This window comes from Haloferax sp. AB510 (genome assembly GCF_024136985.1).
GTDB lineage: Archaea > Halobacteriota > Halobacteria > Halobacteriales > Haloferacaceae > Haloferax.
Map to the genome: position 1 here is coordinate 1 of NZ_JAMYJY010000055.1, position 24,121 is coordinate 24,121.

Annotated in this window: 28 protein-coding genes and 2 pseudogenes; 17 read left to right on the top strand and 13 right to left on the bottom strand. The window is 68.3% G+C overall.

The features are described from left to right. Nucleotides 1-778: MFS transporter (locus tag NKF06_RS11680; protein WP_253245476.1), on the top strand; the 778-nt coding region annotated here is incomplete at its 5' end. Nucleotides 779-820: 42 nt separating this feature from the next. On the opposite strand, the gene NKF06_RS11685 is transcribed toward NKF06_RS11680, so the two are convergent. After that, a complete protein-coding gene (locus tag NKF06_RS11685; protein ID WP_172795778.1) occupies nt 821-973 on the bottom strand; it encodes a hypothetical protein in 153 nt (50 codons plus the stop codon). A 149-nt stretch (nt 974-1,122) separates the two neighbouring features. On the opposite strand from NKF06_RS11685, the gene NKF06_RS11690 reads away from it, so the two are divergent. Beyond that, a complete protein-coding gene (locus NKF06_RS11690) occupies nt 1,123-1,569 on the top strand; it encodes an ester cyclase (protein ID WP_253245477.1) in 447 nt (148 codons plus the stop codon). A 36-nt stretch (nt 1,570-1,605) separates the two neighbouring features. Here NKF06_RS11690 and NKF06_RS11695 read toward each other — a convergent pair whose 3' ends face one another. Further along, a complete protein-coding gene (locus tag NKF06_RS11695; RefSeq protein WP_253245478.1) occupies nt 1,606-1,803 on the bottom strand; it encodes a hypothetical protein in 198 nt (65 codons plus the stop codon). 197 nt (nt 1,804-2,000) lie between these two features. Here NKF06_RS11695 and NKF06_RS11700 point away from each other — a divergent pair, with 197 nt between their 5' ends. Then, the gene (locus tag NKF06_RS11700; protein WP_058827118.1) at nt 2,001-2,426 is read left to right on the top strand and encodes an EamA family transporter; all 426 of its coding nucleotides are present in this window, start codon (nt 2,001-2,003) and stop codon (nt 2,424-2,426) included. An 82-nt stretch (nt 2,427-2,508) separates the two neighbouring features. Next, nucleotides 2,509-3,072 carry a thioredoxin family protein gene (locus NKF06_RS11705; RefSeq protein WP_058827133.1) on the top strand — a complete coding sequence of 188 codons (564 nt, stop codon included), beginning with the start codon at nt 2,509-2,511 and terminating at the stop codon, nt 3,070-3,072. 41 nt (nt 3,073-3,113) lie between these two features. Here NKF06_RS11705 and NKF06_RS11710 read toward each other — a convergent pair whose 3' ends face one another. Both NKF06_RS11710 and NKF06_RS11715 read right to left on the bottom strand, forming a co-directional pair. Beyond that, nucleotides 3,114-3,542, bottom strand: coding sequence for an RNA-binding protein (locus tag NKF06_RS11710; RefSeq protein ID WP_004977322.1), 429 nt, complete (start codon nt 3,540-3,542; stop codon nt 3,114-3,116). Between the two features lie 36 nt (nt 3,543-3,578). After that, a complete protein-coding gene (locus tag NKF06_RS11715; RefSeq protein ID WP_253245479.1) occupies nt 3,579-3,782 on the bottom strand; it encodes a DUF1918 domain-containing protein in 204 nt (67 codons plus the stop codon). 161 nt (nt 3,783-3,943) lie between these two features. On the opposite strand from NKF06_RS11715, the gene NKF06_RS11720 reads away from it, so the two are divergent. Then, the gene (locus NKF06_RS11720) at nt 3,944-4,519 is read left to right on the top strand and encodes an NUDIX domain-containing protein (protein ID WP_058827120.1); all 576 of its coding nucleotides are present in this window, start codon (nt 3,944-3,946) and stop codon (nt 4,517-4,519) included. A gap of 13 nt (nt 4,520-4,532) precedes the next feature. Here NKF06_RS11720 and NKF06_RS11725 read toward each other — a convergent pair whose 3' ends face one another. After that, nucleotides 4,533-4,937, bottom strand: a complete 405-nt coding sequence (locus tag NKF06_RS11725) for a 2Fe-2S iron-sulfur cluster-binding protein (protein WP_253245480.1) — start codon at nt 4,935-4,937, stop codon at nt 4,533-4,535. A gap of 194 nt (nt 4,938-5,131) precedes the next feature. Here NKF06_RS11725 and NKF06_RS11730 point away from each other — a divergent pair, with 194 nt between their 5' ends. The 3 genes from NKF06_RS11730 to NKF06_RS11740 all read left to right on the top strand — a co-directional run bounded on the left by NKF06_RS11730 (nt 5,132) and on the right by NKF06_RS11740 (nt 7,216). Continuing rightward, nucleotides 5,132-5,815, top strand: a complete 684-nt coding sequence (locus NKF06_RS11730; RefSeq protein ID WP_253245481.1) for a DsbA family protein — start codon at nt 5,132-5,134, stop codon at nt 5,813-5,815. A 133-nt stretch (nt 5,816-5,948) separates the two neighbouring features. Next, the gene (locus tag NKF06_RS11735) at nt 5,949-6,524 is read left to right on the top strand and encodes a TlpA disulfide reductase family protein (protein WP_253245482.1); all 576 of its coding nucleotides are present in this window, start codon (nt 5,949-5,951) and stop codon (nt 6,522-6,524) included. Continuing rightward, entirely contained in the window at nt 6,524-7,216 is a 693-nt protein-coding gene (locus NKF06_RS11740) for a cytochrome c biogenesis protein CcdA (RefSeq protein ID WP_253245483.1), read from the top strand. The genes NKF06_RS11735 and NKF06_RS11740 overlap by 1 nt, the downstream gene beginning before the upstream one ends. A gap of 42 nt (nt 7,217-7,258) precedes the next feature. On the opposite strand, the gene NKF06_RS11745 is transcribed toward NKF06_RS11740, so the two are convergent. Continuing rightward, entirely contained in the window at nt 7,259-8,557 is a 1,299-nt protein-coding gene (locus tag NKF06_RS11745) for a twin-arginine translocation signal domain-containing protein (protein ID WP_253245484.1), read from the bottom strand. A gap of 145 nt (nt 8,558-8,702) precedes the next feature. Between NKF06_RS11745 and NKF06_RS11750 the strand changes: the two genes are divergently transcribed. From NKF06_RS11750 to NKF06_RS11760, 3 genes are read left to right on the top strand one after another with little or no spacing between them, the layout of a single operon-like run. After that, on the top strand, nt 8,703-9,374 hold the full coding sequence (locus NKF06_RS11750) for an SCO family protein (RefSeq protein WP_253245485.1): 672 nt from the start codon (nt 8,703-8,705) through the stop codon (nt 9,372-9,374). Beyond that, on the top strand, nt 9,371-10,432 hold the full coding sequence (locus tag NKF06_RS11755) for an iron transporter (RefSeq protein WP_253245486.1): 1,062 nt from the start codon (nt 9,371-9,373) through the stop codon (nt 10,430-10,432). The genes NKF06_RS11750 and NKF06_RS11755 overlap by 4 nt, the downstream gene beginning before the upstream one ends. Nucleotides 10,433-10,488: 56 nt before the next feature. Then, the gene (locus NKF06_RS11760) at nt 10,489-11,706 is read left to right on the top strand and encodes an MFS transporter (RefSeq protein ID WP_253245487.1); all 1,218 of its coding nucleotides are present in this window, start codon (nt 10,489-10,491) and stop codon (nt 11,704-11,706) included. On the opposite strand, the gene NKF06_RS11765 is transcribed toward NKF06_RS11760, so the two are convergent. Together NKF06_RS11765 and NKF06_RS11770 are read right to left on the bottom strand one after the other, a co-directional pair. After that, nucleotides 11,682-12,176 carry a hypothetical protein gene (locus NKF06_RS11765; RefSeq protein WP_253245488.1) on the bottom strand — a complete coding sequence of 165 codons (495 nt, stop codon included), beginning with the start codon at nt 12,174-12,176 and terminating at the stop codon, nt 11,682-11,684. The two genes, NKF06_RS11760 and NKF06_RS11765, sit on opposite strands and share 25 nt — an antisense overlap. Before the next feature lie 43 nt (nt 12,177-12,219). Continuing rightward, complete coding sequence (locus NKF06_RS11770; protein WP_253245489.1) at nt 12,220-13,194, bottom strand: aldo/keto reductase; 975 nt, start codon at nt 13,192-13,194, stop codon at nt 12,220-12,222. A 206-nt stretch (nt 13,195-13,400) separates the two neighbouring features. Here NKF06_RS11770 and NKF06_RS11775 point away from each other — a divergent pair, with 206 nt between their 5' ends. The 4 genes from NKF06_RS11775 (at nt 13,401) to NKF06_RS11790 (ending at nt 18,601) form a co-directional block, all read left to right on the top strand. Next, nucleotides 13,401-14,522, top strand: a complete 1,122-nt coding sequence (locus tag NKF06_RS11775) for a polymer-forming cytoskeletal protein (RefSeq protein WP_253245490.1) — start codon at nt 13,401-13,403, stop codon at nt 14,520-14,522. Between the two features lie 63 nt (nt 14,523-14,585). Next, a complete protein-coding gene (locus NKF06_RS11780; protein WP_253245491.1) occupies nt 14,586-16,193 on the top strand; it encodes an AMP-binding protein in 1,608 nt (535 codons plus the stop codon). A gap of 67 nt (nt 16,194-16,260) precedes the next feature. After that, a complete protein-coding gene (locus tag NKF06_RS11785) occupies nt 16,261-17,055 on the top strand; it encodes a creatininase family protein (protein ID WP_058828792.1) in 795 nt (264 codons plus the stop codon). Between the two features lie 49 nt (nt 17,056-17,104). Further along, the gene (locus NKF06_RS11790) at nt 17,105-18,601 is read left to right on the top strand and encodes a cryptochrome/photolyase family protein (RefSeq protein ID WP_253245492.1); all 1,497 of its coding nucleotides are present in this window, start codon (nt 17,105-17,107) and stop codon (nt 18,599-18,601) included. A 95-nt stretch (nt 18,602-18,696) separates the two neighbouring features. On the opposite strand, the gene NKF06_RS11795 is transcribed toward NKF06_RS11790, so the two are convergent. The 3 genes and pseudogenes from NKF06_RS11795 to NKF06_RS11805 form a co-directional block, all read right to left on the bottom strand. Next, nucleotides 18,697-18,891, bottom strand: a complete 195-nt coding sequence (locus NKF06_RS11795) for a cold shock domain-containing protein (RefSeq protein ID WP_004967996.1) — start codon at nt 18,889-18,891, stop codon at nt 18,697-18,699. Between the two features lie 84 nt (nt 18,892-18,975). Then, the gene (locus NKF06_RS11800; protein ID WP_253245493.1) at nt 18,976-19,557 is read right to left on the bottom strand and encodes a peroxidase-related enzyme; all 582 of its coding nucleotides are present in this window, start codon (nt 19,555-19,557) and stop codon (nt 18,976-18,978) included. Between the two features lie 77 nt (nt 19,558-19,634). Continuing rightward, nucleotides 19,635-20,128: pseudogene (locus tag NKF06_RS11805) on the bottom strand (metal-dependent hydrolase). 96 nt (nt 20,129-20,224) lie between these two features. Between NKF06_RS11805 and NKF06_RS11810 the strand changes: the two are divergent. Next, nucleotides 20,225-21,434, top strand: a pseudogene (locus NKF06_RS11810) (mechanosensitive ion channel family protein). A 238-nt stretch (nt 21,435-21,672) separates the two neighbouring features. Here the strand turns inward: NKF06_RS11810 and NKF06_RS11815 are convergent. Together NKF06_RS11815 and NKF06_RS11820 are read right to left on the bottom strand one after the other, a co-directional pair. After that, on the bottom strand, nt 21,673-21,933 hold the full coding sequence (locus tag NKF06_RS11815; RefSeq protein WP_253245494.1) for a plastocyanin/azurin family copper-binding protein: 261 nt from the start codon (nt 21,931-21,933) through the stop codon (nt 21,673-21,675). Next, a complete protein-coding gene (locus NKF06_RS11820) occupies nt 21,849-23,441 on the bottom strand; it encodes a solute carrier family 23 protein (RefSeq protein WP_253245495.1) in 1,593 nt (530 codons plus the stop codon). Before NKF06_RS11820 ends, NKF06_RS11815 begins: the two co-directional genes overlap by 85 nt. A gap of 127 nt (nt 23,442-23,568) precedes the next feature. Here NKF06_RS11820 and NKF06_RS11825 point away from each other — a divergent pair. Then, nucleotides 23,569-24,121, top strand: a 553-nt coding sequence (locus NKF06_RS11825; protein WP_342766459.1) for an MFS transporter, incomplete at its 3' end; no start/stop codon positions are given.

The following is a 24,121-nucleotide window of genomic DNA, read 5'->3' on the forward strand; positions in this document are numbered from 1 at the left end:
CGTCGGCGCGCTCGGGTTCGGCTGGCGCTGGACCGTCGCGGCCATCGCCGTCTTCGGCGCGGCGTTCGCGCTCGTCGCGCTCCCGGTCGCCCGCGGCTTCCCCGAGCGAATCAAGAAGCCGGCGGCGGAGGACCGCCCGTCGTCTCGCCCCACGCTCGCGGGCGTTCGGCGGGGCGCGTCGGCACTCCTCTCGTCGGCGGGGCTGATGGGCCTCGCGCTCCTCTCGTTTCTCACCTCGGCGGCCGCGTGGTGCATCCGCACGTACTCGCCGCAACTGCTCACCGCCGGCTACGACATCGCGCCGGGAACGGCGAACCTCCTCGTCTCGGGGATGCTCGTCGTCGGCGCGGGGACGATTCTCGTCGGCGGCGCGCTCACCGACCGCGTCGGCCCCGGTACCGTCGCCCTCGGCGGCTACGCCGCGCTCGCCGGACTGGCGGCGCTCCTGGCGAGCGGGTCGCTCCCGCTCGCGCTCGTCGTGTTGATTCTCCCCTTCAGCGGGACTATCAGCGTCTCTCGGCCGGCGCGGTCGACCCTCGCGGACCGCCTCTCGGAGCGCGCCGACCTCGGCAAGAACTTCGCCGTCGTCACCATCGGCATCTCGCTCGGCGGGGCCGTCGCGCCCCCGGCGTTCGGTGCGCTCATCGACCTCGCCGGCGTGCACGTCACCTTCGGCGTCGTGGCGGTCCTCGGCCTGCTCTCGTTCGGGTTGACCCGGTGGCTCCTCGGCCGGGTCGACGGGTCGGCGCGGCGGCCGCAGGCCGCCCCGAGCGACTGACGACGGCGCGTTCACGCTCCCGGTCGCCCCGATGCTTCGCGCTCAGAACTCGTCTCCTCGACCCACGAGCACCCCGAGCGCGATGCCGACGACCGCGCCGAACCCGGCACCGAACGGCCCCAGAAACGCGAACCCCGCGCCGCCGAAGACGAGCGCCGGAACGAACACCGAAATCGGTGAGACTGCAGCGGACATGCCCCACGATTCCGCCCCTATAAATTTAAATCCATTGACACTTGTCGGTCACGGAAGCCCGAATCCTGATTCCCTTCTTCGGACACGTTCATGATGACAACAATTCATAACTAAGCGGGCGTCGCGCATCTCTCCGAACGGTGGTGGAAATGGCAGCAACATCCGAGAAAGAACAACAGCACCGAGACTCGTTCATGCGCGTGGCGGACGAACTGTGGAACAAACGCGAGTACGAGGTCATCAGAGAGGAGTACGACCCGCTGGTCGAGGTCCACGCCTTCTCTGACCCCGACGGCATCATCGGGACCGATGCGGTCGAGGAGTGGGCGCGGCGGTACCACGACGCCTTCTCCGACTTCCACGTGGAACTGTTCGACGTGTCGGCGCGAGACGACAGCGTGTACGCCCGGTATCGCCTGACCGGCACTCACGACGGAACGCTCCGAAGCGCTCGCGGCGACATCCCCGCGACCCACCGCAAGATGGACACGTGGGGTATCGTGCAGGCGCGCTACGAGGGCGGGCTGTGCGTCGAAGAGTGGAACAGCACCGACATCATGACCATGCTGTCGCAACTCGGCATCGCTCCCGAGTGAACCGACCGAGTTGCGGAAAACAACCGTTTTTGGTCGCTATCCGGACCACTCGCCGCGAACGTCGTCGGCGACCGCGTCGCGCCACATCCCGAACCCCTGTTGACAGATGGGGCTCTCTTCGAGGTGGTCCATGAATCCCTCTCCTGCGCTCTCCAGTTCGTCGAGACAGAACGGACACCGAGTCGGGTCGTCCCACGTGTGCGCGATGACTGAGGGTTGTACTTCCTGAGACATACACACTATTATGCGATAATACTTGATAAAAATTCGCACCTGGAGCACATATGGTATACATCGTCTACTCGAACTCGTTTTTTATACTTGATTCTAAACTGAGTTACCCGACTCCGTCCTCGTGTTGCCGCCGCTTGCTCACGCGGTTTCGACCCCGAATCGTAACCCTATACACGACTCGGGGCCGCATTCTATCCGTGAACTACATCTCGTGGGCGGTCGTCGCGCTCGGGGCCTACTCCCTCGTCGCGCCGCTGATGAAAGTGGCGACGACGGGACAGGGGAAGATTCCGAGCGACGTGGCCGCGCTGGTCGCCAACACCGTGCTGGTCGTGGGAACCGTCGGGGTCATCGTCGTCTCCGGGCAGAGCGTCACGGACTCGGTCGTGAGTTCGAAACTCCCCTACGTCCTCGCCGCCGGCGCCTGTCTCGCGGTCGGCATCCTCTCGTACTACCGGGCGCTCGCGCTCGGCCCCGTCTCCATCGTCGCCCCCATCTTCGGGATGTTCCTCGCGATTTCGTCGGTCGTCGGCATCGTCGCGCTCGGCGAGCCGCTGACGGTTCGCAAGGTGGCCGGTATCGCCTTCGCCGTCCTCGCAATCGCCCTCGTCTCCATCGACTGAGCAGTCATCTCGGAGCCGCCGAAGGCGACGCGGAACTGCCGCGGGCCAACCGCTTTTCATGCTCGCGGGCCAACGCGCCGACATGGTACTCCTGGAATCCGACTCCGAACTCGAACGCGGCGACGCCGCCCCCGACTTCGAACTCCCCGGCACCGACGGCGAGACGTACTCCCTCTCGTCGTTCGCCGACTACGACGCGCTCCTCCTCGTCTTCACCTGCAACCACTGTCCGTACGCGAAGGCGAAGTTCGAGGAACTGAACCACCTCGCGAGCGCCTACGACGACCTCGCGGTCGTCGGCATCAACCCCAACGACGCCGAGGACCGCCCCGAAGACTCCTTCGAGAAGATGCAGGAACTCGTCGAGGACGGCACGATTGGGTACACCGCCTACCTCCGCGACGAGTCGCAGGCGGTCGCCGCCGAGTACGGCGCGGTCTGTACGCCCGACCCGTTCCTCTTCGAGAACACCGGCGACGGCTTCGAACTCGCGTTCCACTCCCGCATCGACGACGCGATGAGCCCCGACGACGAAGTTTCCGACTACGAGATGCGCACGGCCGTAGAGGCACTCCTCGCCGGCGACGACATCCCCGTCGAGGAGTCCCCCTCGCAGGGCTGTTCCATCAAGTGGAAAGACCAGTAAAATAGCGCACTCGGAACCGCTTGAACGACTGGCTTGCGGCCCTACTCGTCGCCGAGGAGGGCTTCGCGGGCGTTCTCCACCGCGGCTTCTTTCTTCGCCGGGTAGGCCTCGACTTTCGCGCGGAGGGTGAGCCCCCCGCCGCGGCGGGCCTCGCCCTTGAATGCGGCCTGTTTGTCCAGCCGCAGGAAGAACTCCGTGTTGTCCGTGACGCGCTGGTCGAGTTCGTCCAGCAGCGTCTCGAAGTCGGGGAGGTCACGAATCTTGGCGAGGACGTGCCGCACGTCGTTGGCGCGCTCGACGCGCGCGGAGAAGACGATGATGCGGTCGCCGTGGTGGCCGGTGCTCTCGACGCGGTCGACGTCGAACTCGTCGGGGAGGAACGTCCGAAGCGCCTCCTCGACCCGTTTTTCGTCTTCCGTCTCGTAGCAGAACGTCCGGAGGTCGATGTAGTGGAACGGAACGCGTGGCATAGTGGGTCAGGGAGGCGTCGGTCGGTCGTCAGTCGATTACTCTTCGTCGGCTTCGTCGTCGTCGTCGGCCGCTTCGAGCTGGTCCTGCGCGATGCCGACCTCCTGGCCCTCGTCGAAGCTGATGGTGTAGGTCGGCTCGCCGAACATGCTCTCGATGACCTGCGTGACCGTGCCGGTCTCGCCGTCGAACTCGCTGTGCTTGTCGTGCAGAACGACCTTGTCGTCTTTCTCGAAGCTCATACGCACAGGTTCCGCGTCACCGGATAAAAGGGCGATGATTGGCCGCGAAGTCGCCGGCTCCACCTCGCGACGGCGCGTGTCGAAGCCGATTTGTGGAGTCGCGCCGAACCGTGAGCTATGCCGAGTCGCCCGCTCGCACATCGACCGCCGGACGCGCGCCGATGACGGTCGACGACCTGTGGTTCCTCGCCGACGAGGCGCGACAGCGCGCCGAGCAGGCCTACCACCGCCTGCGCCGGAGCCACGCCGACGCCGACTACCTCGAACCGGTCCACACCCGCCGCGTCTCCCGCCCGCGGTTTCGGACGCTCGCCTCCAGAGTGAAGTCCACGGGGACGCCCTACGGCGTCCACACCGTCGTCCGCCGCCGCGACGACGAGATACTGCTCGTCCGCCACGAGGGCGTCGACCTCTGGGTCCTCCCCGGCGGCGGCGTCGACGGCGACGAAGGGTTCACCGAGGCCGCCCGCCGCGAACTCGCCGAGGAGGCCGGCATCACCGCCGACTACGGCGGCCTCGCGATGGCCACCCGCGTCGACATCCGGTGCGACGGCCACCAGACGTGGGGCGTGATGCCCGTCTACCGCGCCCGCGCCGACGAGGCCGCGGAACTCAGCGTGAACGACCCCGACGAAGAAATCTCGGCCGCGCGGTGGTTCCGCGTCTCGGAGCTCCCGGCGGACACCCGCGACCGCGACGACCTGCTGTCGTGGTACGACCACGTCGCCGGCGACTGACCGGGACGCCGGTTCAGCCGGTCGGTTCTTGCGTGTCTTGCGTGTCTTGCACGTCTTGCACGTCTTCCGCGTCCTTCGCGTCCTCCGCTTCGTCACCGTCGCCCTCGACGTGTTGGCCCCAGAACCCGGGGTACTTCTCCACCCAGAGGTCGCCGAGGACGACCGTTTGGCACGCCAGTCGGAGCCCCGAGTCGGGGTCGTGCGGCGGGAACCGGAGTCGGCGGCGCTCCTTTTTGGTCCGGTAGGTCACGGGGCCGCGAATCCGGACGGCGCAGGTACCGCACGAGCCGCCGCCGCGGCAGTTGAACCACGATGAGTGACCGTTGTGCGGCGGTTCGCCGGCCGCTCGAAGCACGTCGCGGAGCACGTCCCCGCGGTCGCACTCGATTTCCCGGCCGCGAAAGTGGACGGTTGGCACGTGTCGGGTGACGCCACGCGAGGGTTAAGCGGTGTCGTTCGAGCGGCGACAGGAAAGGGGCGGCAAGGGGTCGGCAACCATCGACCGCCGCGTCGCCGCAGTTCCCGAATCGAACCACGAAAAGCGGCAAGAGCCTCCGAAATCCCGCAATTCGCCTCGGAGAATCTAAGTTCGTCCGTCCCCGACCCCGGACCATGCGAAACACACGACGCGCGTACCTCGCCGCCACGGCGGGTGCGCTGACGCTGGGCACCGCCGGCTGTCTCGGCGGCGGAAGCGGCGGTTCCGGCGACGACGCTATCGCCGCTATCGGTTGCGAGGTTCCCGAGCGCGACACGGTCAGCTCCCTCCCCACACCCGTCATCGGGTCCGAGGACGCGAGCGTCGTCGTCGACGTCTGGGAGGACTTCGCCTGTCCCCACTGCGCGACCTTCGCGGTCGAGGTCGCTCCGCAACTCCGGTCCGAGTACGTCTCGGAGGGAGTCGTCCGCTACCGCCACCACGACTTCCCGATTCCGGTCGACGACTGGTGGTCGTGGAAGGGCGCTTCGGCGGCCCGCGCCGCTCAGGACGAGGCCGACGACGAGACGTTCTTCGACTTCGCCCACACGCTCTACGAGAACCAGTCGGAGTTCAGCGGCGGCGACGCCGAGGGCTCGCTGTCGACGCTCCAGTCGCTCGCGAACGACGCCGACCTCGACGGCTGTTCTGTCGCCGCGGCCGCCTCCCGGGAGCGCTACCGTCCCCTCGTCGAGGCCGAGCGAACCGAGGCCGTCGACGAACGCGGGCTCCAGGCCACACCGACCGTGTTCGTCAACGGCGAGCAGGTCCCCCCGCGATGGTCCGACCTCCAGAGCGCCGTCGAGAACGCCCGGTAATCGGATTCGACGCCCACACCACCTCTCGCGCGGGATTCGCGCACGACACCAGCGATGCTTTAGGGCGAGATTCACTACTCACGACCATGCACGCGACGCGACAGTCCCGCCGACCCAGCCGAGGTGACGCCCGATGAGACGACGCGCTCTTCTCTCGGTTCTCGCGGGCGCGAGCGTCGCCGGTGTCGCGGGCTGTCTCGGCGACGGGGCGACGCCCGCAGAGGGGGGTGACACGAACGAGACGGCCGCCGGAACCACCACCGCGAACGCGTCGCCCGACTCCGGCGACCTCCCGCTCGTCGTCGACACCGTCGAGGCACAGGGGTCGTCGGCGGGCGAGGCACAAATCCCCGCGGAAGGGACGCCGACTGTCCTCGACCTCTTCGCGACGTGGTGTGCGCCCTGCGTCGCCCAGATGGAGTCGCTTCGAACGCTCCACGAGGAGTTCGGCGACGACATGGCGTTCGTCTCGGTGACGAACGAGCGCCTCGGCGGCGGCCTCACGATGGACGACATCCGCGACTGGTGGGCCGAACACGACGGGAACTGGACGGTCGGCCACGACCCCGACAGTAACCTGATGCGCGCGGTCCGCGCGAACGGTCTCCCGTACCTCGTCGTCTTCGACGCCGATGGGTCGATAGCGTGGACGCACCGCGGCCTCGCCAGCGAGGAGAACCTCCGCGCCGCCGTCGAGGACGTCGCCTGATGCCCGGGTTCGGTCTCGGTCCCGTGCTGGGGTTCGATTCCGCGTTCGCCGGCACGCTCGCGTTCGCCGTCAGCGCGGGCGTCGCCACCTTCTTCGCGCCCTGCGCCTACCCGCTTCTCCCGGGCTACGTCGGCTACTATCTCTCCCGCGAAGAGGCCGACCTCGGCGGCGTGGCCGTCCGCGGGGCGGTCGCGTCGCTCGCCGCCCTGCTCGTCCTCGGCGCTATCGGGAGCGCGCTCGCGGTCGTCGGCGGCCGAATCGCCTCGCATCTCGCGCTCCTCGAACCGCTCGTCGGCGCGGCGCTCGTGGGCTTCGGCGTCCTCATGTTCACCGGTCGCGCGCCGAGCCTCCACGTCGTCCTCCCGGAGTACCGGTCGTCCGTGACCGGCTTCGCCGTCTTCGGCGGGGTGTACGGCCTCGCCGCCGCCGGCTGTGTCGTCCCGATTTTCCTCGGTGTCGTCACCCAGTCGCTGGCGCTTCCGACCGCGCAGGCGGTCGTCTCGCTGGGGGCCTACGCCGCGGCCGCGGCGCTCCCGCTCGCGGTCGTGACTGTTGCGGCCGCGCTCGGTGGTGACCGAATCCGGTCGCTGTCGGGCTACGTTGGCTCGGTCCAGAAAGCCGCCGCGGTCGTGATGGTACTCGCCGGCCTCTGGCAGATTTGGCTGGCGCTGTCGTTCTTGGGATACGTCTGAGGGCGCAGTCAGCAGGGCAGTTACCCGGATTCGGCGGCCGACTCAGCCGTATAGCCCCGGTGCCTCGCCGGTCGGCGTCGGCAGCGACCGAATCTCTCGCGGCGGCACGAGGAAGTTGCCGCGGCGCTTGACGAAGATGTACTCTAAAATCCCGTTGTTGACGCGCTGGCGGACGGTCGGCACGTCGGTCAGGTCGGTGCCGTTCATCGCCTCGCGAACCTCCTCGAACGCCGAGATGCCGCGCTGGAGCGACGGGAAGTGCAGGCTCGCCACGCCGTCGTCGGCCGACTCGAAGTGTCTGCGGAGGAGTCTGACGTTGCCCTCGTCGTCGCGGTTGGCGCGGGCGGCCTTCTGGGCGTGGCCGACGTGCCCGAACTCGAAGGCGTCGTCGCGGAGGCGGTCGAGCATCGCGTCGATACCGCTGTCGTCGCCGAGGTTGTCGCCGACGCCTTCGACGAGGTCCTGCTCGGCGTGGGCGGGCGAAAACAACTTCATGACCCGGTGGTAGCGGTCTTCCTCGTCGTACCAGTCCGAGAGGCGCTGGCGGACGTTCGCCACGTGCTTCGTGGTCGCGCCCGCAAACGGTCCCTCGTCGATGGTGACGTACTCCTCGGTGGCCTGATTCTTCGCGAAGCCGGCTTTGAACCCCATGAACAGCGGCGACGCTTCGGGGACGGGATTCCCGTCGGGGATGCCGTTCAGGTCGGACTGATGCTCTGCCGGGAGTCCGGCCCCGACGAAGCCCGTCCGCCGGGAGTCTACTGAGAAGACGCCCGAGAGGTCGGCGTCGACGGCGACGCCGTTGGCCTCGTCTACCTCGCCGAGAAGCGCCTGCTCGGCTTCGAGGACCACGTCGGCGCGGTCGGACGCGAGGTGGACGAGCGCGTCCTGTCGGTCGAACTCGGGGGTCTCGAAGGGCGACAGCGCCCGCGGTTCGGGCAGGTCGACGCTGTCGGGAAGCGGGTCGTCGAAGCGGTCGAAGTATCGCGGCGAGTAGGCGACCGACCAGATGACGCCCTCGTGGCTCCGCTCGTAGGCGCGGTCGAGGACGCGGAAGGCGTTCTCGACGGTCTCGCGGTCGGCCTCGTCGGGCGACCCCTCACCGTCGAGGTCGAGATAGAGAAGCACGTGATGGCGGGGCATCTCGACGTTGCCGTGGTCGTCTTCCCGGCAGAACTCGTTCCACGCGTGCTGCCGACTCGGGAGCGTCTCGAACGCGTCGGTTCCCGCCGGGACGGGGTCGTCCGGTGCCCTGTCGAGGCAGGCGGAGAGCGCCGCCGCGCCGCCGACGGCGACCGCGGCCTTCAGGAACTCCCGGCGGGACGGAGACCCGTCGAACATACGCCCGGCTAGGGACCTCGCGGGGAAGTCCGTTCTGGTGTGTGCGTCGAAGATTTCGCCGCGGTCGTGCGGAACGAGAACACGCGCGCTGGCGTTCGAAACGCACACCAAACGGCATTTGAGTACCGGCCCGTTAGCGAGGGTAATGAAACGACGCACGTATCTCCGCGCCGCCGGGGCGGGCGCGGCGCTCGGTCTCGCGGGCTGTCTCGGTGGCGGCGACGCCAATCCGAACGTGTCGCTGTCGAAGCCCGACCGCGACAACGACGTGTCCAGCGAGGACCTGCCCTACCCGGCGTGGGGTCAGCAGGTCCCCGACGTGACGCTTTCGGACCCCATCGCGGGAAGCGAGGTGTCGGTCCGCGACATCGACGGGCCGCACTTCCACACGTACTTTTTCACCAACTGCAGGACCGTCTGTCCGGTCCTCATCAGCGCGCTCCGCGAGGTGCAGATTCACTCGGTCAGCGAGGGCTACGCCGACGAGGTGTCGTTCTACCCCATCACGTTCGACCCCGCCCGCGACGACGCCGCCGCCTTCCGCACGGAGGCCGACCAGATGAACGTGGACATGGACGCGGGCAACTGGCACTTCCTCCGCCCCGCCGACGAGGCCGAGGCGAAGTCGGTCGTCGAAGACCAGTTCGGCGTCTTCTTCCAGAAGAACGAGCCGAACGACGAGGGCAACTACATGTTCACTCACCTCGGCCTCGTCTCGCTCGTCAACGGCGACGGCTACGTCGAGCGGACCTACCGCGGCAACCAACCGGACGAACAGACGCTCATCGACGACCTCACCGCGCTCCGGGAGGCATGACGAGTCGGCGTCGCTTCCTCGCGGCGAGCGGGACCGTCGCGGCCGCGGGTCTCTCCGGCTGTCTCGCCGAACTCGGTCGGCTCTACACCTCGAACGAACCGCCGGTCGTCTCGAACCGCCCCGACGAGGTGTACGTCCCGACTCACACCGAGGGGATGCGCATGGTCGGGAGCGCGGACGCCGGCGACCTCCGGGTGGGCGTCTTCTACAGCTATCCCCACCGGTTCTGGGTGATGTCCGACGAGGGCGACGGCTTCGGCACGTCGAAACTGTCGGTCGGGGCCGGCGACGACGTGCATCTCATGGCCGCCGTCTGGGACGCCGAGACGGGCGTCGTCGTCCCCGACACCGGCCTCTCGCTCGAAATCGCCCGCGACGGCGACCTCGTGAGCGAGGAGGTCGTCTACGCGATGCTCTCCCAGCGGATGGGTTTTCACTACGGCTCGAACTTCGGCCTCGACGGCGACGGGAGCTACGAGTTGACGGTGGACGTGGGCGCGCCCTCTCTGCACCTGTTCGGCGACCTCACCGGCCGGTTCGAGTCGCCCGCGACCGCGACGCTCGACTTCGAGTACAGTAGCCGCGACCGCGACGACATCCCGTACACGATGCTCGACGACCAGCAGGGCGACCTCGGCGCGGTCAAGCCGATGGAGATGGACACAATCCCGCTCGGTCGCGCGCCCGGGACGCTTCCGGGGACGGCGCTCGGCGAGGCGACGACGGGGAGCCTCCGGCTCGTCGGCACCGTCCTCAATGCCGAGCGCTTCGGTGACGACCCGTACCTCGCCGTCTCCCCGCAGACGCCATACAACCGGCTTTTCGTCCCGCGGCTGGGACTCACCGCGGTCGTCGCGTCTGGCGGCGCGACCCGCTTCGACGGCCGACTCGAACCCGGCCTCGACGCCGACCTCGGCTTCCACTACGGCGCGTCGGTTCCGGGGCTCGCCGGCGACGATGCGACCGCGGACCTCACGGTTGACGTGCCGCCGCAGGTCGCCCGTCACGAGGGCTACGAGACGGCCTTCCTCGAATTCGACCCCGTTCGTCTCGGGTAACGGCAACCGAATCGAACAAGGACAGGGCTATTTTCGTCCGGGCCGACCGACCCCGTATGGACTCGACGCGCCGCGAACGCGCGACACTCGCCCTCGCCGTCTGGGGGGTCCTCGTCTCGCAGGTGCTCCTCTATCCGGGCGTCTCCGACCTCGTGAGCGCCCTCGGCGGCGGGCAGGGGGAGTACGACCTCTCGGCTGGAATGCTGTTTCTCGTCGCCGAGTTCGCCTCGTTCGTCGCCTTCTCCAGCGTCTGGGGCGCGCTCTCGGACACGCTCGGCCGACGGACGTGGCTCATCGTCGCGGGCGCGCTCGGGGGCGCGGCCAGCTATGTCGCACTCATCGCGCTCGCCACGGTCCCGTGGCTCGACGCGACGTTCGGCGCGGTCCTCGCTGTCCGCCTCGTCGGCGGCGCGATGACCATCGGCGCGTTCTCGCTGTCGATTACGATGCTCGCGGACCTCTCGGGAGGCAACGGCCGGAACATGGGCGCGGCAGGCATCGCCATCGGCCTCGGCGCGGCGCTCGGCTCGGTCGTCGGCGGCCAACTCACGACTATTGACCCACTCGCACCGCTGTACGCGTCCGCCGCGTCGCTCACCGCCGTCGCGCTGCTCGTCACGACCGTCACCGACCGGACGCCCGACTCGACCCGCGTCGGCGTCGGCGTCGTCCTCAAGAAACTGGCCGCGCGCCCGGCGTTCGCGGTCCCGTACGCCTTCGGCTTCATCGACCGCATGACCGCCGGCTTCTTCGCCCTCGTCGGAGTGTACTACTTCCGCGAGGTGTTCGGGGTGAACGCCGCAATCGCGGGCGGGGTGCTCGCGCTCTTTTTCGTCCCCTTCGCGCTCCTGCAGTACCCCCTCGGCTCGCTGTCCGACCGCATCGGCCGGTTCGTCCCCGTCGTCGCGGGCTCGATGCTCTACGGGGTGGCCATCATCGCCGTCGGGCTCGCCCCCGCCTTCGAACTCGCGGCCGGCCTGATGGTTGTCGTCGGCGTCTTCGGCGCGCTCGTCGCGCCCGCGACGATGGCGCTCGTGACCGACCTCGCCGAGCCGGGCGAGCGCGGGGCGGCCCTCGGCGGCTTCAACGTCTTCGGGAGTCTCGGCTTTCTCGCGGGCTTCCTCATCGGCGGCGTCGTCGCCGACGCGGTCGGCTACCTCCCGTCGTTCCTCGTCGTCGGCTTCGCCGAGGTCGCCATCGCCGTCGTCGCGCTCCGAGCGGTGAAGCGGATCGACGGCATCGACGCGGCTCAGACGCCGTCGAGCGCCGACTGAAGTTCGGCGTTCACGACGAGCCACATCCCGCGGAGACAGACGACCACGGCGAGGCCGACGCCCGCGAGGACGAACGCCAAGAACAGGCCGACGAAGACGCCGCCGCCCCGCGGGTCGGGGACAGTCGCCGCGAACTCGCCGAGTTGGACCGCGAACGCGACGATACCGGCGACGAGGAACGCGAGCAGCAGTTCGAGAAGCCGCCAGAACGTCTCGATTCGCAGGCCGCCGCGGCCGGTGAGAAGAAGGGCGATTCGACGCGACACCGCCAGAAGCGAGACGACCGTGAGAAGCAACGTCGCGGCGGCCGCGAGCGCGAATCCCGAACGGGCGAGCGGGAGCGCTGACGCGAGCGGCGAGGCGAGCGTCAGCGCGACGCCGAGGAGGACGCCGGTCGCGAGGAGCGACTCGACGCCGAGAATCGCCGTTTCCGGCTCGTCGCGGGCGATTCGAGCGAGTGTCCCGTACACGGCCGACTCTCTCGGCGGGCGCTCAAGGCTGTTTCCCTTGGCCTTAGTCGTGCCCGGAAACGCGGACCGGCTGGTAGGGTTCTTCGAGGTAGTCGATGTCGGAGTCCGAGAGCTTGATGTCGAGGGCCTCGACCGCGTCTTCGAGGTGTTCGACACTGGTCGTGCCGACGATGGGCGCGTCCACCCAGTCCTTGTGGAGCACCCACGAGAGGGCGAGTTGCGCCATCTTGACGCCCTTCTCGTCGGCGAGTTCCTCGACGCGCTCGTTCACCTCGCGGCCGCCGCCCTCGAAGTACGGGTGACCCTTGGCGTGCTCGTCGGTCCGGCCGCGGGTCGTCGCCTCGAACTCCTCGTGGGGCCGGGTGAGGTAGCCGCGGGCGAGCGGCGACCACGGCATGACGCCGACGCCCTGCGTCTCGCAGAGGGGGAGCATCTCGCGTTCCTCCTCGCGGTAGAGCAGGTTGTAGTGGTTCTGCATCGTAGCGAAGCGGTCCAGCCCGAGCGAGTCGGCGGTGTACTGCGCCTCCGCGAACTGATGGGCCCACATCGACGACGCGCCGATGTAGCGGGTCTTGCCGCGGCGAACCGCGTCGTCGAGCGCGCGCATCGTCGTCTCGATGGGCGTGTCGTAATCGTAGCGGTGAATCTGGAGCAGGTCGAGGCTGTCCATCCCGAGGCGGGAAAGCGAGTTGTCGAGTTCCTGCTCGATGGCCTTCCGCGAGAGGCCGCCGGAGTTCGGGTCGTCCTCGTCCATCTGGAAGTACACCTTCGAGGCGACGACGGCCTCGTCGCGTCGGCCCTCCAGCGCCTTCCCGAGGACGCGCTCGGACTCGCCGTTCGAGTACATGTTCGCGGTGTCGAAGAAGTTGATACCGAGTTCGATGGCGCGGTCGACCAGTTCGAGGCCCGCCTCCTCCTCTAAGACCCACTCGCGCCACTCCGGCGTGCCGAAGCTCATACAGCCGAGACAGATGCGGGAGACCTCCATGCCGGTGTCTCCGAGCGTCGTGTACTCCATGTGCGAACATCCCCGCGAGTCGGCAAAAAGATGGACCAAGCGGTAGCCGCGGCGGGGAACGGGTAGCACAGGAGCGGTCGCGGGACCGGTCAGCGGCGCGGGAAATTCACCCGAATCGGCCGTTTCCCGGGGTTTGAAACCGTCTCTCTCGGTTTATGCTCTCTGGAGTCGTATCATTCATCCGAGGCGTAGCCTCGGTGATTCCGATGTTCACAACGAAACAACTGGTCGCGGTCCTCCTGAGTCTCCTCGTGGTGGGGTCGCTCGCGGGCGTCGCGGCCGCACAACAAGGGCCGGCGGCCGGCGGGGCCGTCGTCGTCGGCGAAGGCGAAACCGTTGACGGCGACCTCGACGCGGTCGGCGGCACGGTCGTCATCGCCGGGACGGTAACCGGCGACGTGTCGGCGACGTCCGGTACCGTCCTCGTGACGGAGACGGGCGTCATCAACGGTAACCTCGACGGGGTCGCGGGCTCCGTCACTATCGAGGGGACCGTCAACGGCGACGTGAGCCTCGCGGGCGGCGCGGTGTTCGTTCGCGACACCGCCAAAATCGACGGGTCGTTAGACGCCGCGGGCGGCACCGTTCAACTCGATGGCGCGGTCGCCGGGAACGTCCGCGTCGGTGCGGAAGAACTCGCGGTCGGCCCGACCGCTCGGGTCGGCGGCTCGCTCGAATACGACGCGGCGACCGCGACTGTCGACTCCGCGGCCGTCGTCGACGGCGGCGTGCGACAGGTCGACGGCCTCGTGGTCGCCAGTCCCGTCGTCGCCGGCGCGCCGTTCCAGTTCGGCCAGTTCGAAGCCCCGGTCATCCCCGGCTGGGTGGTCTCGGGCTACTGGCTGCTCGCCAACTTCGTCCTCGGCGCGATTATCGTCCTCGTCGCTCCCGACTTCGCCCGCCGCGTGACGGGCCTCGGGACGAAGAAAGCCGTGCGGAGCGGCGGCGTCGGCCTCCTCGCTATCGTCGCGGTGCCCATCGTCCTGCTGCTCCTGCTGTTGACCATCGTGGGCATCCCGCTCTCGCTGGCCGGCGGGGTCGGCTTCCTGCTCGTCCTCTGGGTCGCGGGCATCTACGGCGCGCTCGTCCTCGGGACGTGGCTCCTGTCGCTCGCGGACTACGACAACCGCTGGGCCGCGCTGTTCGCCGGCCTGTTCGTCCTCGCCGTGCTCGACTTCGTCCCCCTCGGGGGTGTCCTCGAGTTCGTCGTCCTCCTCGTCGGGCTCGGCGCGTTCGCGCTTGCACTCCGCGGGGAGTCCGGCGACGACGGCGACGAGAGCGTGAGCGCGCCCGACGAAGGGCCACAAGAAGGCTCGCCGATGGCCTGACGGCGCGGCGCTCTCGCACAACCCGGACGAACAATTATTATGGTCTGTTCTGTCTGTCGAGCCATGGCAGTCGAGTACGCGGCCGAGTTGGAATCGTTCGAGTGGGACATCCCCGAGGACTACAACATCCCCGCGGTCATCGAATCGCACGCCGACGCCTTCGGCGACCGCGTCGCCCTGAAGTTCCGCGACGCCGACGACGGCCGCGAGGAGCGGACCTACGGCGACCTCCGCGACGACATGAATCGCTTCGCCAACGCGCTCGAATCCATGGGCGTCGGGAAGGGCGACCGGCTCATCCACCTCCTCCCCCGCGACCCCGACGTGTTCGCCGTCCAACTCGGCGCGCTCAAGCGCGGCGCGCTCCTCGTCCCCAGTTCGTCGATGCTCAAGCCCAAGGACATCGCGTTCCGCGCGAACGACTGCGAGGCGACGACCGCCGTCGTCCACGAGTCGCTCGTCGGCATGGTCGACGAGGTGCGAGACGAGACGCCGCTTTCGAACTTCGTCGTCCTCGGCGGCGACGCCGACGGCTGGGCCTCGTTTTCCGAGCTCGTCGCCGACGAGTCCACCGACCACGACGCCCCCGACCTCCGGGCCGAAGACCCGATGTCCATCAACTACACGTCGGGGACGACCGGCCAGCCCAAGCCGGTCCGCCACCGCCACCGCTGGATGCGGTGTTTCGAACTCGTCAACGCCCCCTACTGGTGGGGCGTCACGGCCGACGACGACCTCTCCGACGAACTGCTCTGGGCGACAACTGGAACCGGCTGGGCCAAGTGGTTCTGGAGCCCCGTCGGCGTCGGTCTGACGACCGGCGCGACCCAGTTCGTCTACCGCGGCGACTTCGAACCGGACACGTTCCTCGACATCATGGAGGAGGAGGGCGTCACCCGCCTCTGTGCCGTCCCGACCCAGTACCGGATGTTCGCCCAGCGCGACCTCGGCTCGTACGACCTGCGACTGAAAGAGGCGCTGTCGGCGGGCGAACCGCTCAACCGCGAGCCAATCGAGGCGTTCCGCGAGGCGTTCGGCGTCATCCCGAGAGACGGCTACGGCCAGACCGAGACGGTGGCGCTCCTCACGAACTACCCCGGCATCGACGTGAAACCCGGCAGCATGGGCAAGCCGACGCCCGGACTCGGCACGACCATCATCGACGAGAACGAGGCGGAGGTCGGCGTCGACGAAATCGGCGAAATCGCCGTCCCGGTCGGCTGTCCCGGTATCTTCGACGGCTACTACGAGAAGCCGAACCTCGACGAACAGACGTTCTCGGGCGACTACTACCGGACCGGCGACCTCGCCTCCCGCGACGAGGACGGCTACTTCTTCTTCGAGGGGCGCGCCGACGACATCATCATCTCGGCGGGCTACCGCATCGGCCCCTTCGAGGTCGAAGACGCGCTCGTCTCCCACGAGGCGGTCGCCGAGGCCGCCGCGGTCGCCAGCCCCCACGAGGAACGCGGCAGCATCGTCAAGGCGTTCGTCGTCCTCACCGACGGCTACGAGGGCTCCGACGGCCTCGTCGACGAACTCCAGTCGTTCATGAAAGCGCAGACGGCCCCGTACAAGTACCCGCGCGAAATCGAGTTCGTCGCGGAACTGCCGAAGACCTCCTCGGGGAAGATTCGGCGCATCGAACTGCGGTCACAAGAGCAGGACTGACGCGTCTCCCGGGGAACCCATTTCCCCTTTGTCACCTTTCTTTAGGCGTCGTCGCTTGGTGACGCCCATGTACATCGCGGACCAGACGTGGCCCGAACTCGGCGACTACGTGGCCGAATCGTCGCTCGCGGTCGTCCCCCTCGGCTCGACGGAACAGCACGGCCCGCACCTCCCGCTCGCCACAGACCACCTCATCGCGGAGGCGTTGGCCCGCGAGGCGGCCGACCGGACGGGGTACCTCTGCACGCCGACCGTCAACGTCGGCGTCAGCCCCCACCACCGCCAGTTCCACGGGACGATGTGGGTGGACCCGCCGCAGTTCCGCGACTACGTGGAGTCGATGACGCGCAACCTCGCGTACCACGGTATCGACCGGGTCGTGTTCGTCAACGCCCACGGCGGCAACGTCCAGCACCTCCGGGAGGTCGGCCGCCGCCTCCGCGACGACGGTACCATGTACGCCATCGAGTGGATGTGGGACGAGTCGATTCCGGACCTCGTGACCGACCTGTTCGACCACCCCGGACCCCACGGCGGACCGAAGGAGACCTCGATGATTATGCACATCGCCCGCGACCTCGTCCGCGAGGGCGAACTCGACTCGGCCCGCGACGGCGGCGTCGTGGACCTGAGCGACGACCACCTCCGCGAACACGGCGCGCGGACGTTCTACGACGCCATCGAGAACTCCGAAAACGGCGTCTTCGGCGACCAGACCGACGCGTCGCCCGAGGCCGGCGAGGAGCTGTTCGAGGCCGCGACCGACCAGCTCGTCCACCTGCTGTCGTGGCTCGACGACCAGCCGATTGAGGACCTGCTCGCGCCCGCGCACGTCGACCCCCAGCCGGGGTCGCGTCGCTGACCCATCGACTGGCCGACACGCTCTTTTCTCCACCGCCGAAGGGACGCCTATGACCGTCTGGGTCCTCGGCGACCAACTCGACCCGTCGGCCGCGCCGCTCCAGTCCGACGACCGCGTGCTGATGATAGAGGCGCACGCCTTCGGCGACCGGCTGCCGTACCACCCCCAGAAGCTCGCGCTCGTCTTCTCGGCGATGCGGCACTTCCGCGACGACCTCCGCGACCGCGGCTACGAGGTGACGTACGTCGAAGCCGAGACGTTCGGCGAGGGGCTCGACCGCTACTTCGACGCCGCGCCCGGCGACGGTCTCGTCGTGATGGACCCGCCGAGCCACGGAGCGGGAGAGCGGCTTCGGGAACTCGTCGCCGCCCGCGGCGGGTCGCTCACGCTCGTCGAGAACGACCTGTTTCTCACGACGCCCGCCGACTTCGACGACTGGGCCGGCGACGCCGACACCTACCGACAGGAACACTGGTACCGACACGCCCGCCGGGCGACGGGCGTCTTGATGGACGGCGACGACCCCGTCGGCGGCGAGTGGAACTACGACGACCAGAATCGAGAGACGCCGCCGGAGGGGTGGACGCCGCCCGAAGCGCCGCGGTTCGACCCGGACGAGACGACGCGCGAGGTCATCGAGTTCGTCGGCGAGCGCTACCCCGACGCGTGGGGGTCGCCCGAGCCGTTCGTCTGGCCGGTGACGCGCGAGGCGGCGAGACAGGCGCTGTCGCACTTCGTCGAGGTCCGCCTCCCCGAGTTCGGTCCGTATCAGGACGCGATGGTCGACGGCGAGTGGGCGCTCTGTCACTCCCTGCTGTCGGCGGCCATCAACCTGGGACTGCTCCACCCACGCGAGGCGATCGAAGCGGTCGAAGAGGCCTACGAGGCGGGTGACGCCCCGCTCAACAGCGCCGAGGGGTTCGTCCGGCAGGTCCTCGGCTGGCGGGAGTTCGTCCGGCACGTCTACCGGCGGTCGATGCCCGAGTTGGCCGAGGCGAACCAACTCGACCAGACCGAACCGCTTCCGGAGGCGTACTGGACCGGCGAGACGGACATGCGCTGTCTCTCGGAGGCCGTGGGTCACGTCCGCGACCGCGGCTACGCCCACCACATCGAGCGCCTGATGGTGCTTTCGAACTTCGCGCTCGTCTACGGGGTCGACCCGGCGGAACTCGACCGGTGGTTCCACCTCGGCTTCGTCGACGCGTTCCACTGGGTGACGACCCCGAACGTGGTCGCCATGGGGTCGTTCGCCACCGACGTGCTCTCGTCGAAGCCCTACGCCTCGTCGGGGAACTACGTGAACAAGATGTCAGACTACTGCTCGTCGTGTCCCTACGCGGTGTCGAAGACGACCGGCGAGAACGCCTGCCCGTTCAACGCGCTCTACTGGGACTTCCTGAAGGAGAACGAAGAACGCCTCCGAGGGACGGGCCGGATGGGGCTGATGTACTCCCACGTTGACCGGAAGGACGACGAGGAGTGGGAGGCCATCCGGGCGCGGGCCGACGAGATTCGGCGGATGGGGCGGGCGGGGACGCTCTGAGGCGAGAACTTCGGACCGCGAGTGCCGCGGCTCGGCGGGTGATAATGCAGAACGCTGTTCGCTGTCGAGTCGCCGTCGGCCGGAACGCGCCGGACTCAGAGTCGCGTGACGTTGACCGCGCGCGGGCCCTTGTCGGCCTGCTCGATGTCGAACTCCACTTCTTGGCCCTCTTCGAGGTCGGGGCCGCCGATGTCCTCCATGTGGAAGAACACGTCGTCGTCGTGGTCTTCGGTCTCGATGAAGCCGTAGCCGCCGGAGGACTTGAAGAATGCAACCTTACCTTTCGCCATTGCGTGTCGAAACTCGCCGGTTGGCGGCATAAGGATTCCGCCGGTTGTTACCAATGACCGTGGTACTGTTTACTCTCTCACGAGTCAGTCGTCGCGCGGCTCTCGGCCGAGCGTGTGGAACTCCTCGTTCGGTCGCATATCCGCGAACATCGCCATGCGGTTGCTGAGATTGAAGAAGGCCGTGACCGCGCCGATGTCCCAGACCGCCTCCTCGGAGAAGCCGGCGTCGCGGAGTCGCTGCAGGTCGTCCTCGCCGACCTCTGCGGGCGACTCGGTGAGTTTGACCGCCACGTCGAGCATCGTCTTGTGCTTCTCGGGGATGTCGGCGGTGCGGTAGTTGGCGACCAGTTGGTCCGCGAGCAGCGGGTCTTTCGCGTAGATGCGGACCAGCGCGCCGTGGGCGACGTTGCAGTAGTAACAGTGGTTGACGCCGGAGACGGCCACGATTATCATCTCCACCTCGTGGCGTTCGAGGTCGGTGTCCTCGACGAGGGCGTCGTGGTACTCGAAAAAGGGCCGGAAGTGCGAGGGCTTGTACGCGAACGCGGCGAAGACGTTCGGCGTGAAACCGGCGCGCTCGGTCTCGTCGTCGATGCGCTCGCGCAGGTCCGCCGAGAGGTCGTCGCGGTCGGGCACCGGGAAGCGGCGCATGGCGTCGTCGTCCATGCGTCTCCGGTCTCTCGGATAGACCTTAACGATTCCTCAGGTTCGAGGGGTGCTCGCCGCCCCGACTACAGGGGCGCTCAGAGCGCGACCGAGAGGTACGCCGCCGCGGCCACGGCGAACACGCCGACGGCGAACAGGCCGTAGTTGGCGACGGTGTTGTCCGCGGTCCACAGCGAGAGGGTGAACTTCCGGGACGAAAGCGGCCACAGGGGGCGGATGCCGGCCGGCGTGAGCACGTCGGCCAACAGGTGCGCGAGGATGGTGAGCGCGCCCACGGCGAAGCCGAACGCGCCGAGCGTCGTGCCGCGGCCTCCGGTTGGCCCGCGTTGTTGGCGAGGAGGTACGCGCCGCCGCCGCCGACACCGCCGACGAGGACGGCGAAGAGGACGGTGTGGGTCGGCCCGCGGTGGGAGATACCGGGGACGCGCATGTCGTAGTCGGGGAGCATCGCCAGCCAGCACATCGCCGCGCCGGCGACGAAGGCGAGTTCGGGGCGGCCGGCCTGCACGAGCGCGAAGCCGAGCGGGGCGAACACGAGGAGCGAGACGCCCCAGTGACCGAATCGGTACATCTGGTGTGCCCTCGCGCCCGCGGCGAACAAAACCTTTCGGCCTCCGCGACCGTCAGGGGAGCAATCGTTATCCCCGGTGGCCGCGACTTTCGTCGCATGAGCCAACACCTCTCGTCGTTTCTCTCGGGCCTGTCGGCGCTTGAGGTGACGGCCCTCGTGCTTCTCATCTCGGTCGGCGGGGCGTTCGTCATGGAGAAGGTGGTCATCCGCCTCCTGTTTCAGTACACCAGCCGAACCGAGACGTCGCTCGACAACATCGTCGTCCAAGAGCTTCGGTGGCCAATCGTCGTCACGGTCTCGTTGACCGGAATCTTCTTGTTCTCCAGAGCCCCCGCGGTCGCCGAGGCGCTCGTCGTCGAGGAGGGCGTCCTCAACGACTTCTTCGGCCTGCCGTCGCTGTCCGTCGGCATCGTCGTCTGGGCGTGGGCGCTCAACCGTCTCGTCAACCGCCTCGTCGAGGCGGTCAAAGACAAGGGCAGTCGCTACGACTTCGCGCCCGTCTTCTCGAACGTCTGGACCATCGTCGTCTCGGTCGGCACCATCGGCGCGCTGCTGTACATCTGGGGCATCGAAATCACGCCGCTTTTCGCCGGCGCGGGCATCGCGGGCATCGCCGTCGGCTTCGCCGCCAAGGACACCGTCGCCAACTTCTTCGGCGGCATCGCGCTGTACTTCGACGACACCTACAAAATCGGCGACTACGTCGTCCTCGACTCCGGCGAGGCGGGCACCGTCGTCAAGGTCGGCATCCGCTCGACCACGCTTCTCACCCGCGACGAACTGCTCGTGACGGTGCCGAACTCGGTGCTCAACGCCGCGAAAATCATCAACGAGTCCGCGCCGAACCGCCGCCGTCGATTGAAAGTCCCGGTCGGCGTCGCCTACGGCACCGACGTGGACGAACTCGAAGAACTCCTGACCGATATCGCCCTCGACGAGCCGCTGGTACTCGACAGCCCCCGCCCGCGGCCGCGGTTCCGCCGGTTCGGCCCCGACGCGCTAGAGTACGAACTCGTCTGTTGGGTCAACAGTCCACTCAAGCGCGGGAAGGCGACGCACAACCTCAACCGTGAGATATACAAGCGCCTGAACGACGCGGCCATCGGGATTCCGTTCCCCCAGCGGGACGTGCACGTCCACTCGGCCGACGCCGAGGCGACCCGGCAGTCGCCCGCGACCGGGCTCTCGAACGGCGGTGTCCGGCACCCCGCTCGCGCCCGAGAGGCGACCGGCGAGGGGATGGCCGACGAAGTCGCGGACGCGGACGCGAAGTCGGATGAACGACGACAGCGCCTACGACGAGTGAGCGCCCGGAGTCCCCTACTGTGGACGCTCCGGAGCGACCTCGCCGGGAACGTTAACCGCGGCGCGGCCGTGGCTCGGATATGCTCCAACTCGGTCCCGTGGACGGGCTCATCGAGACGTTCGGCCCCTTCGCGATTCCGGCCTTGCTGTTCGTCGCCGGGTTCGTCGGCTACCTCGTGCTCGTCGCGCTCGGGCGGACCGGCCGCGACGAGAGCTGAGTGTGCTCCTCGACGACGATTCTACTCTTCGACGACGATAGTGCCCGTCATGCCCGCGGCCTCGTGGGGCACGCAGTAGTACGCGTGCTCGCCGGCCGTCTCGAAGCTGTGGACGTAGGACTGACCAGAGTAGACCTGCCTGATTATCGCAGAGATCCCGATTTCACGCGGGACAAAAAGGACCCGCGGCGCTCGCTTCAGTCGGCCGTCGCCGACTCGTCGCCGCGGAAGCGGTCCAGCGCCGACTCGAAGTCGCCGTCGTCTTCGACGGTGTCTTCCCACTCTTCGAGGCCGCGTTCGGCGCGGGTGCCCGAGATGGTGTTGTCGAAGAAGAAGGCGATGAGCCCGCCGACGGCCATGCCGGTCGAACCGATGACGAAGACGGTGTCGGCGACGAGTTGGGTTCCGAGGACGGGCCCGACGAGCGCGACCTGTCGCATCCCCTCGCGGAACGCCGCCGCGCTCCCGACGTTGCCCATGTAGGCGGGAACGGCGAGGCCGGCGAACATGGCGACGCCGACGATGAACACGTTCCGGGAGGAGTCGAGGTCGACGTACTTCAGGTTCGAGAGGCCGACGGCGACGATTTGGCCGAACATGGCGACGTAGAGGCCGCCGACGATGGGGTCGGGAATCGTCGCGATGAGCTGGCCGAAGTAGCCGACGAAGCCCATGACGAGCATCACGACGGCACCGACCTGCACGACGTATCGGGAGGCCACGCCCGTGAGGCCGATCGCGCCGATGTTCTCGGAGTAGGAGGTCGAGCCGCTGCCGCCCATGACGGCCGAAAAGACGTTCATCAGGCCCTCCATGCCGATGCCGTGGTTGATGCGGCGCTCGGAGGGCGCGCCGACGCCCGAGAGCCGGGCGACGGCGTGGTAGTCGCCGAAGGACTCGACCATCGAGGCCGCGACGCCGGCGAGCATCCCGATGATGAACGAAGTCGTAAACTGCGGGATGCCGAAGGCGACCGAGCCCACGACGGGAAGCGCGACGGTCGTCGTCCCCGCGCCGCCCGCGAAGCCCCACTGCAGGGGGTAGATGGGCATGAGCGCCGGGGCCTCGATGACCGTCTGGAGGTTCACGTAGCCCGCCGCGCCGGGGGCGATGACGCCCGTGACCGAGAGGCCGGCGGCGACGACGTACGAGACGATGACGCCGAGCAGCACCGGGAACAGCTTGAACGCCGGGTGCGCGGTGTCGAGGTACTGCGAGAACAGGACGATGAGCGCGAGCGTCAGCCCGAGGAGCCACCAGTTGTTGGTCGCCGACGCGACCTGCGGGGCGTTGAAAAGCGACAGCCCGATGAGCGCGATGGTCGGCGCGATGACGACCGGCGAGATGAACTTCCGGAGGCGTCCGAGCAGGCCGAAGTAGCCGACGAACACCTCGACGACGGCCGCGACGATAATCGCGCCCTGCAGTTGCAGGAGCGCGCTCTGCCACGCGACGCCCGACTGGTCGGTCGCCGTCGCCACGCCGATGACGGCGAGCGCCGGCGCGAGCATCGAGAAGGGCGCGCCCTGCACGATGGGGTAGCGGTTCCCGAACGTCGTCTGCATCAGCGTCGCGATGCCCGAGACGACGAAGAACGTCCCGACGAACCGCGGCACCACGTCGGCGGGCATGCCGAGGGCTCCGGCGAGGATGAGGGGGACGGCGATGTTCGCGCCCACCATGGTGAGGTAGTGTTGGGCGCCGAGAAGGAGAGCGGTTGGAAGGGGTGGTTTGTCGTCGATACCGTACTGCACGAACGAGGAGGGAGAGGAGTCGTCCGTCACGACCATCCCCCCGCGTGTGGTGGTTCGCTCCCGAGCATGGTTGTCCGAGGATTTTGTTCAGACTATATATGTCCTGCTCTTCGCGCGCGTTCGGGGAGTAACGACTTTGTTTCACCGGATTCATTCGTGACGCGTGACCGAACGACACGGGCGTTCGAAGTCGGGGAACCGCGACCGATGGCTGTTCGGCTGGGCGCTGGGCTATGCCGCGGTGGGCGCGTCGTCGCTCGTCGTCCCGCTGTACGCCATCGAACTAGGAGCGAACGCGCTGTTCGTCGGCCTCATCGCCGCGACCGCCGCCTTCGCCGGCGCGCCGGGCGCGGTGCTCTGGGGCCGGCTGGCAGCCCGCGCGAAGCGCAGGCGACCCTTCATCCTCGTCGCGCTCGTGGCGACCGCCGGCGCGCTCTTTCTCACGGCCACCGTGTCGTCGCCGGCCGCGGTCCTCGTCACCAACGCCCTGCTGTGGTTCGTCGTCGCCGCGGCCGCGCCGGTGTTGAACCTCATCGTCGTCGAGGGCGTTCCCTCGAAGGACTGGGACCGCCGCTTCGGCGTCCTCAACCACTATCAGGGGTACGGCTGGCTCGGCGGCCTCGTCGTCGGTGCGGTCTGGTCGGCGCTGGCCCCGCGGCTGTTCGGCCTCGATGCGCTCGCGGTCCAGCGGCGGTTCCTCGTCGTGGCCGCGGTCG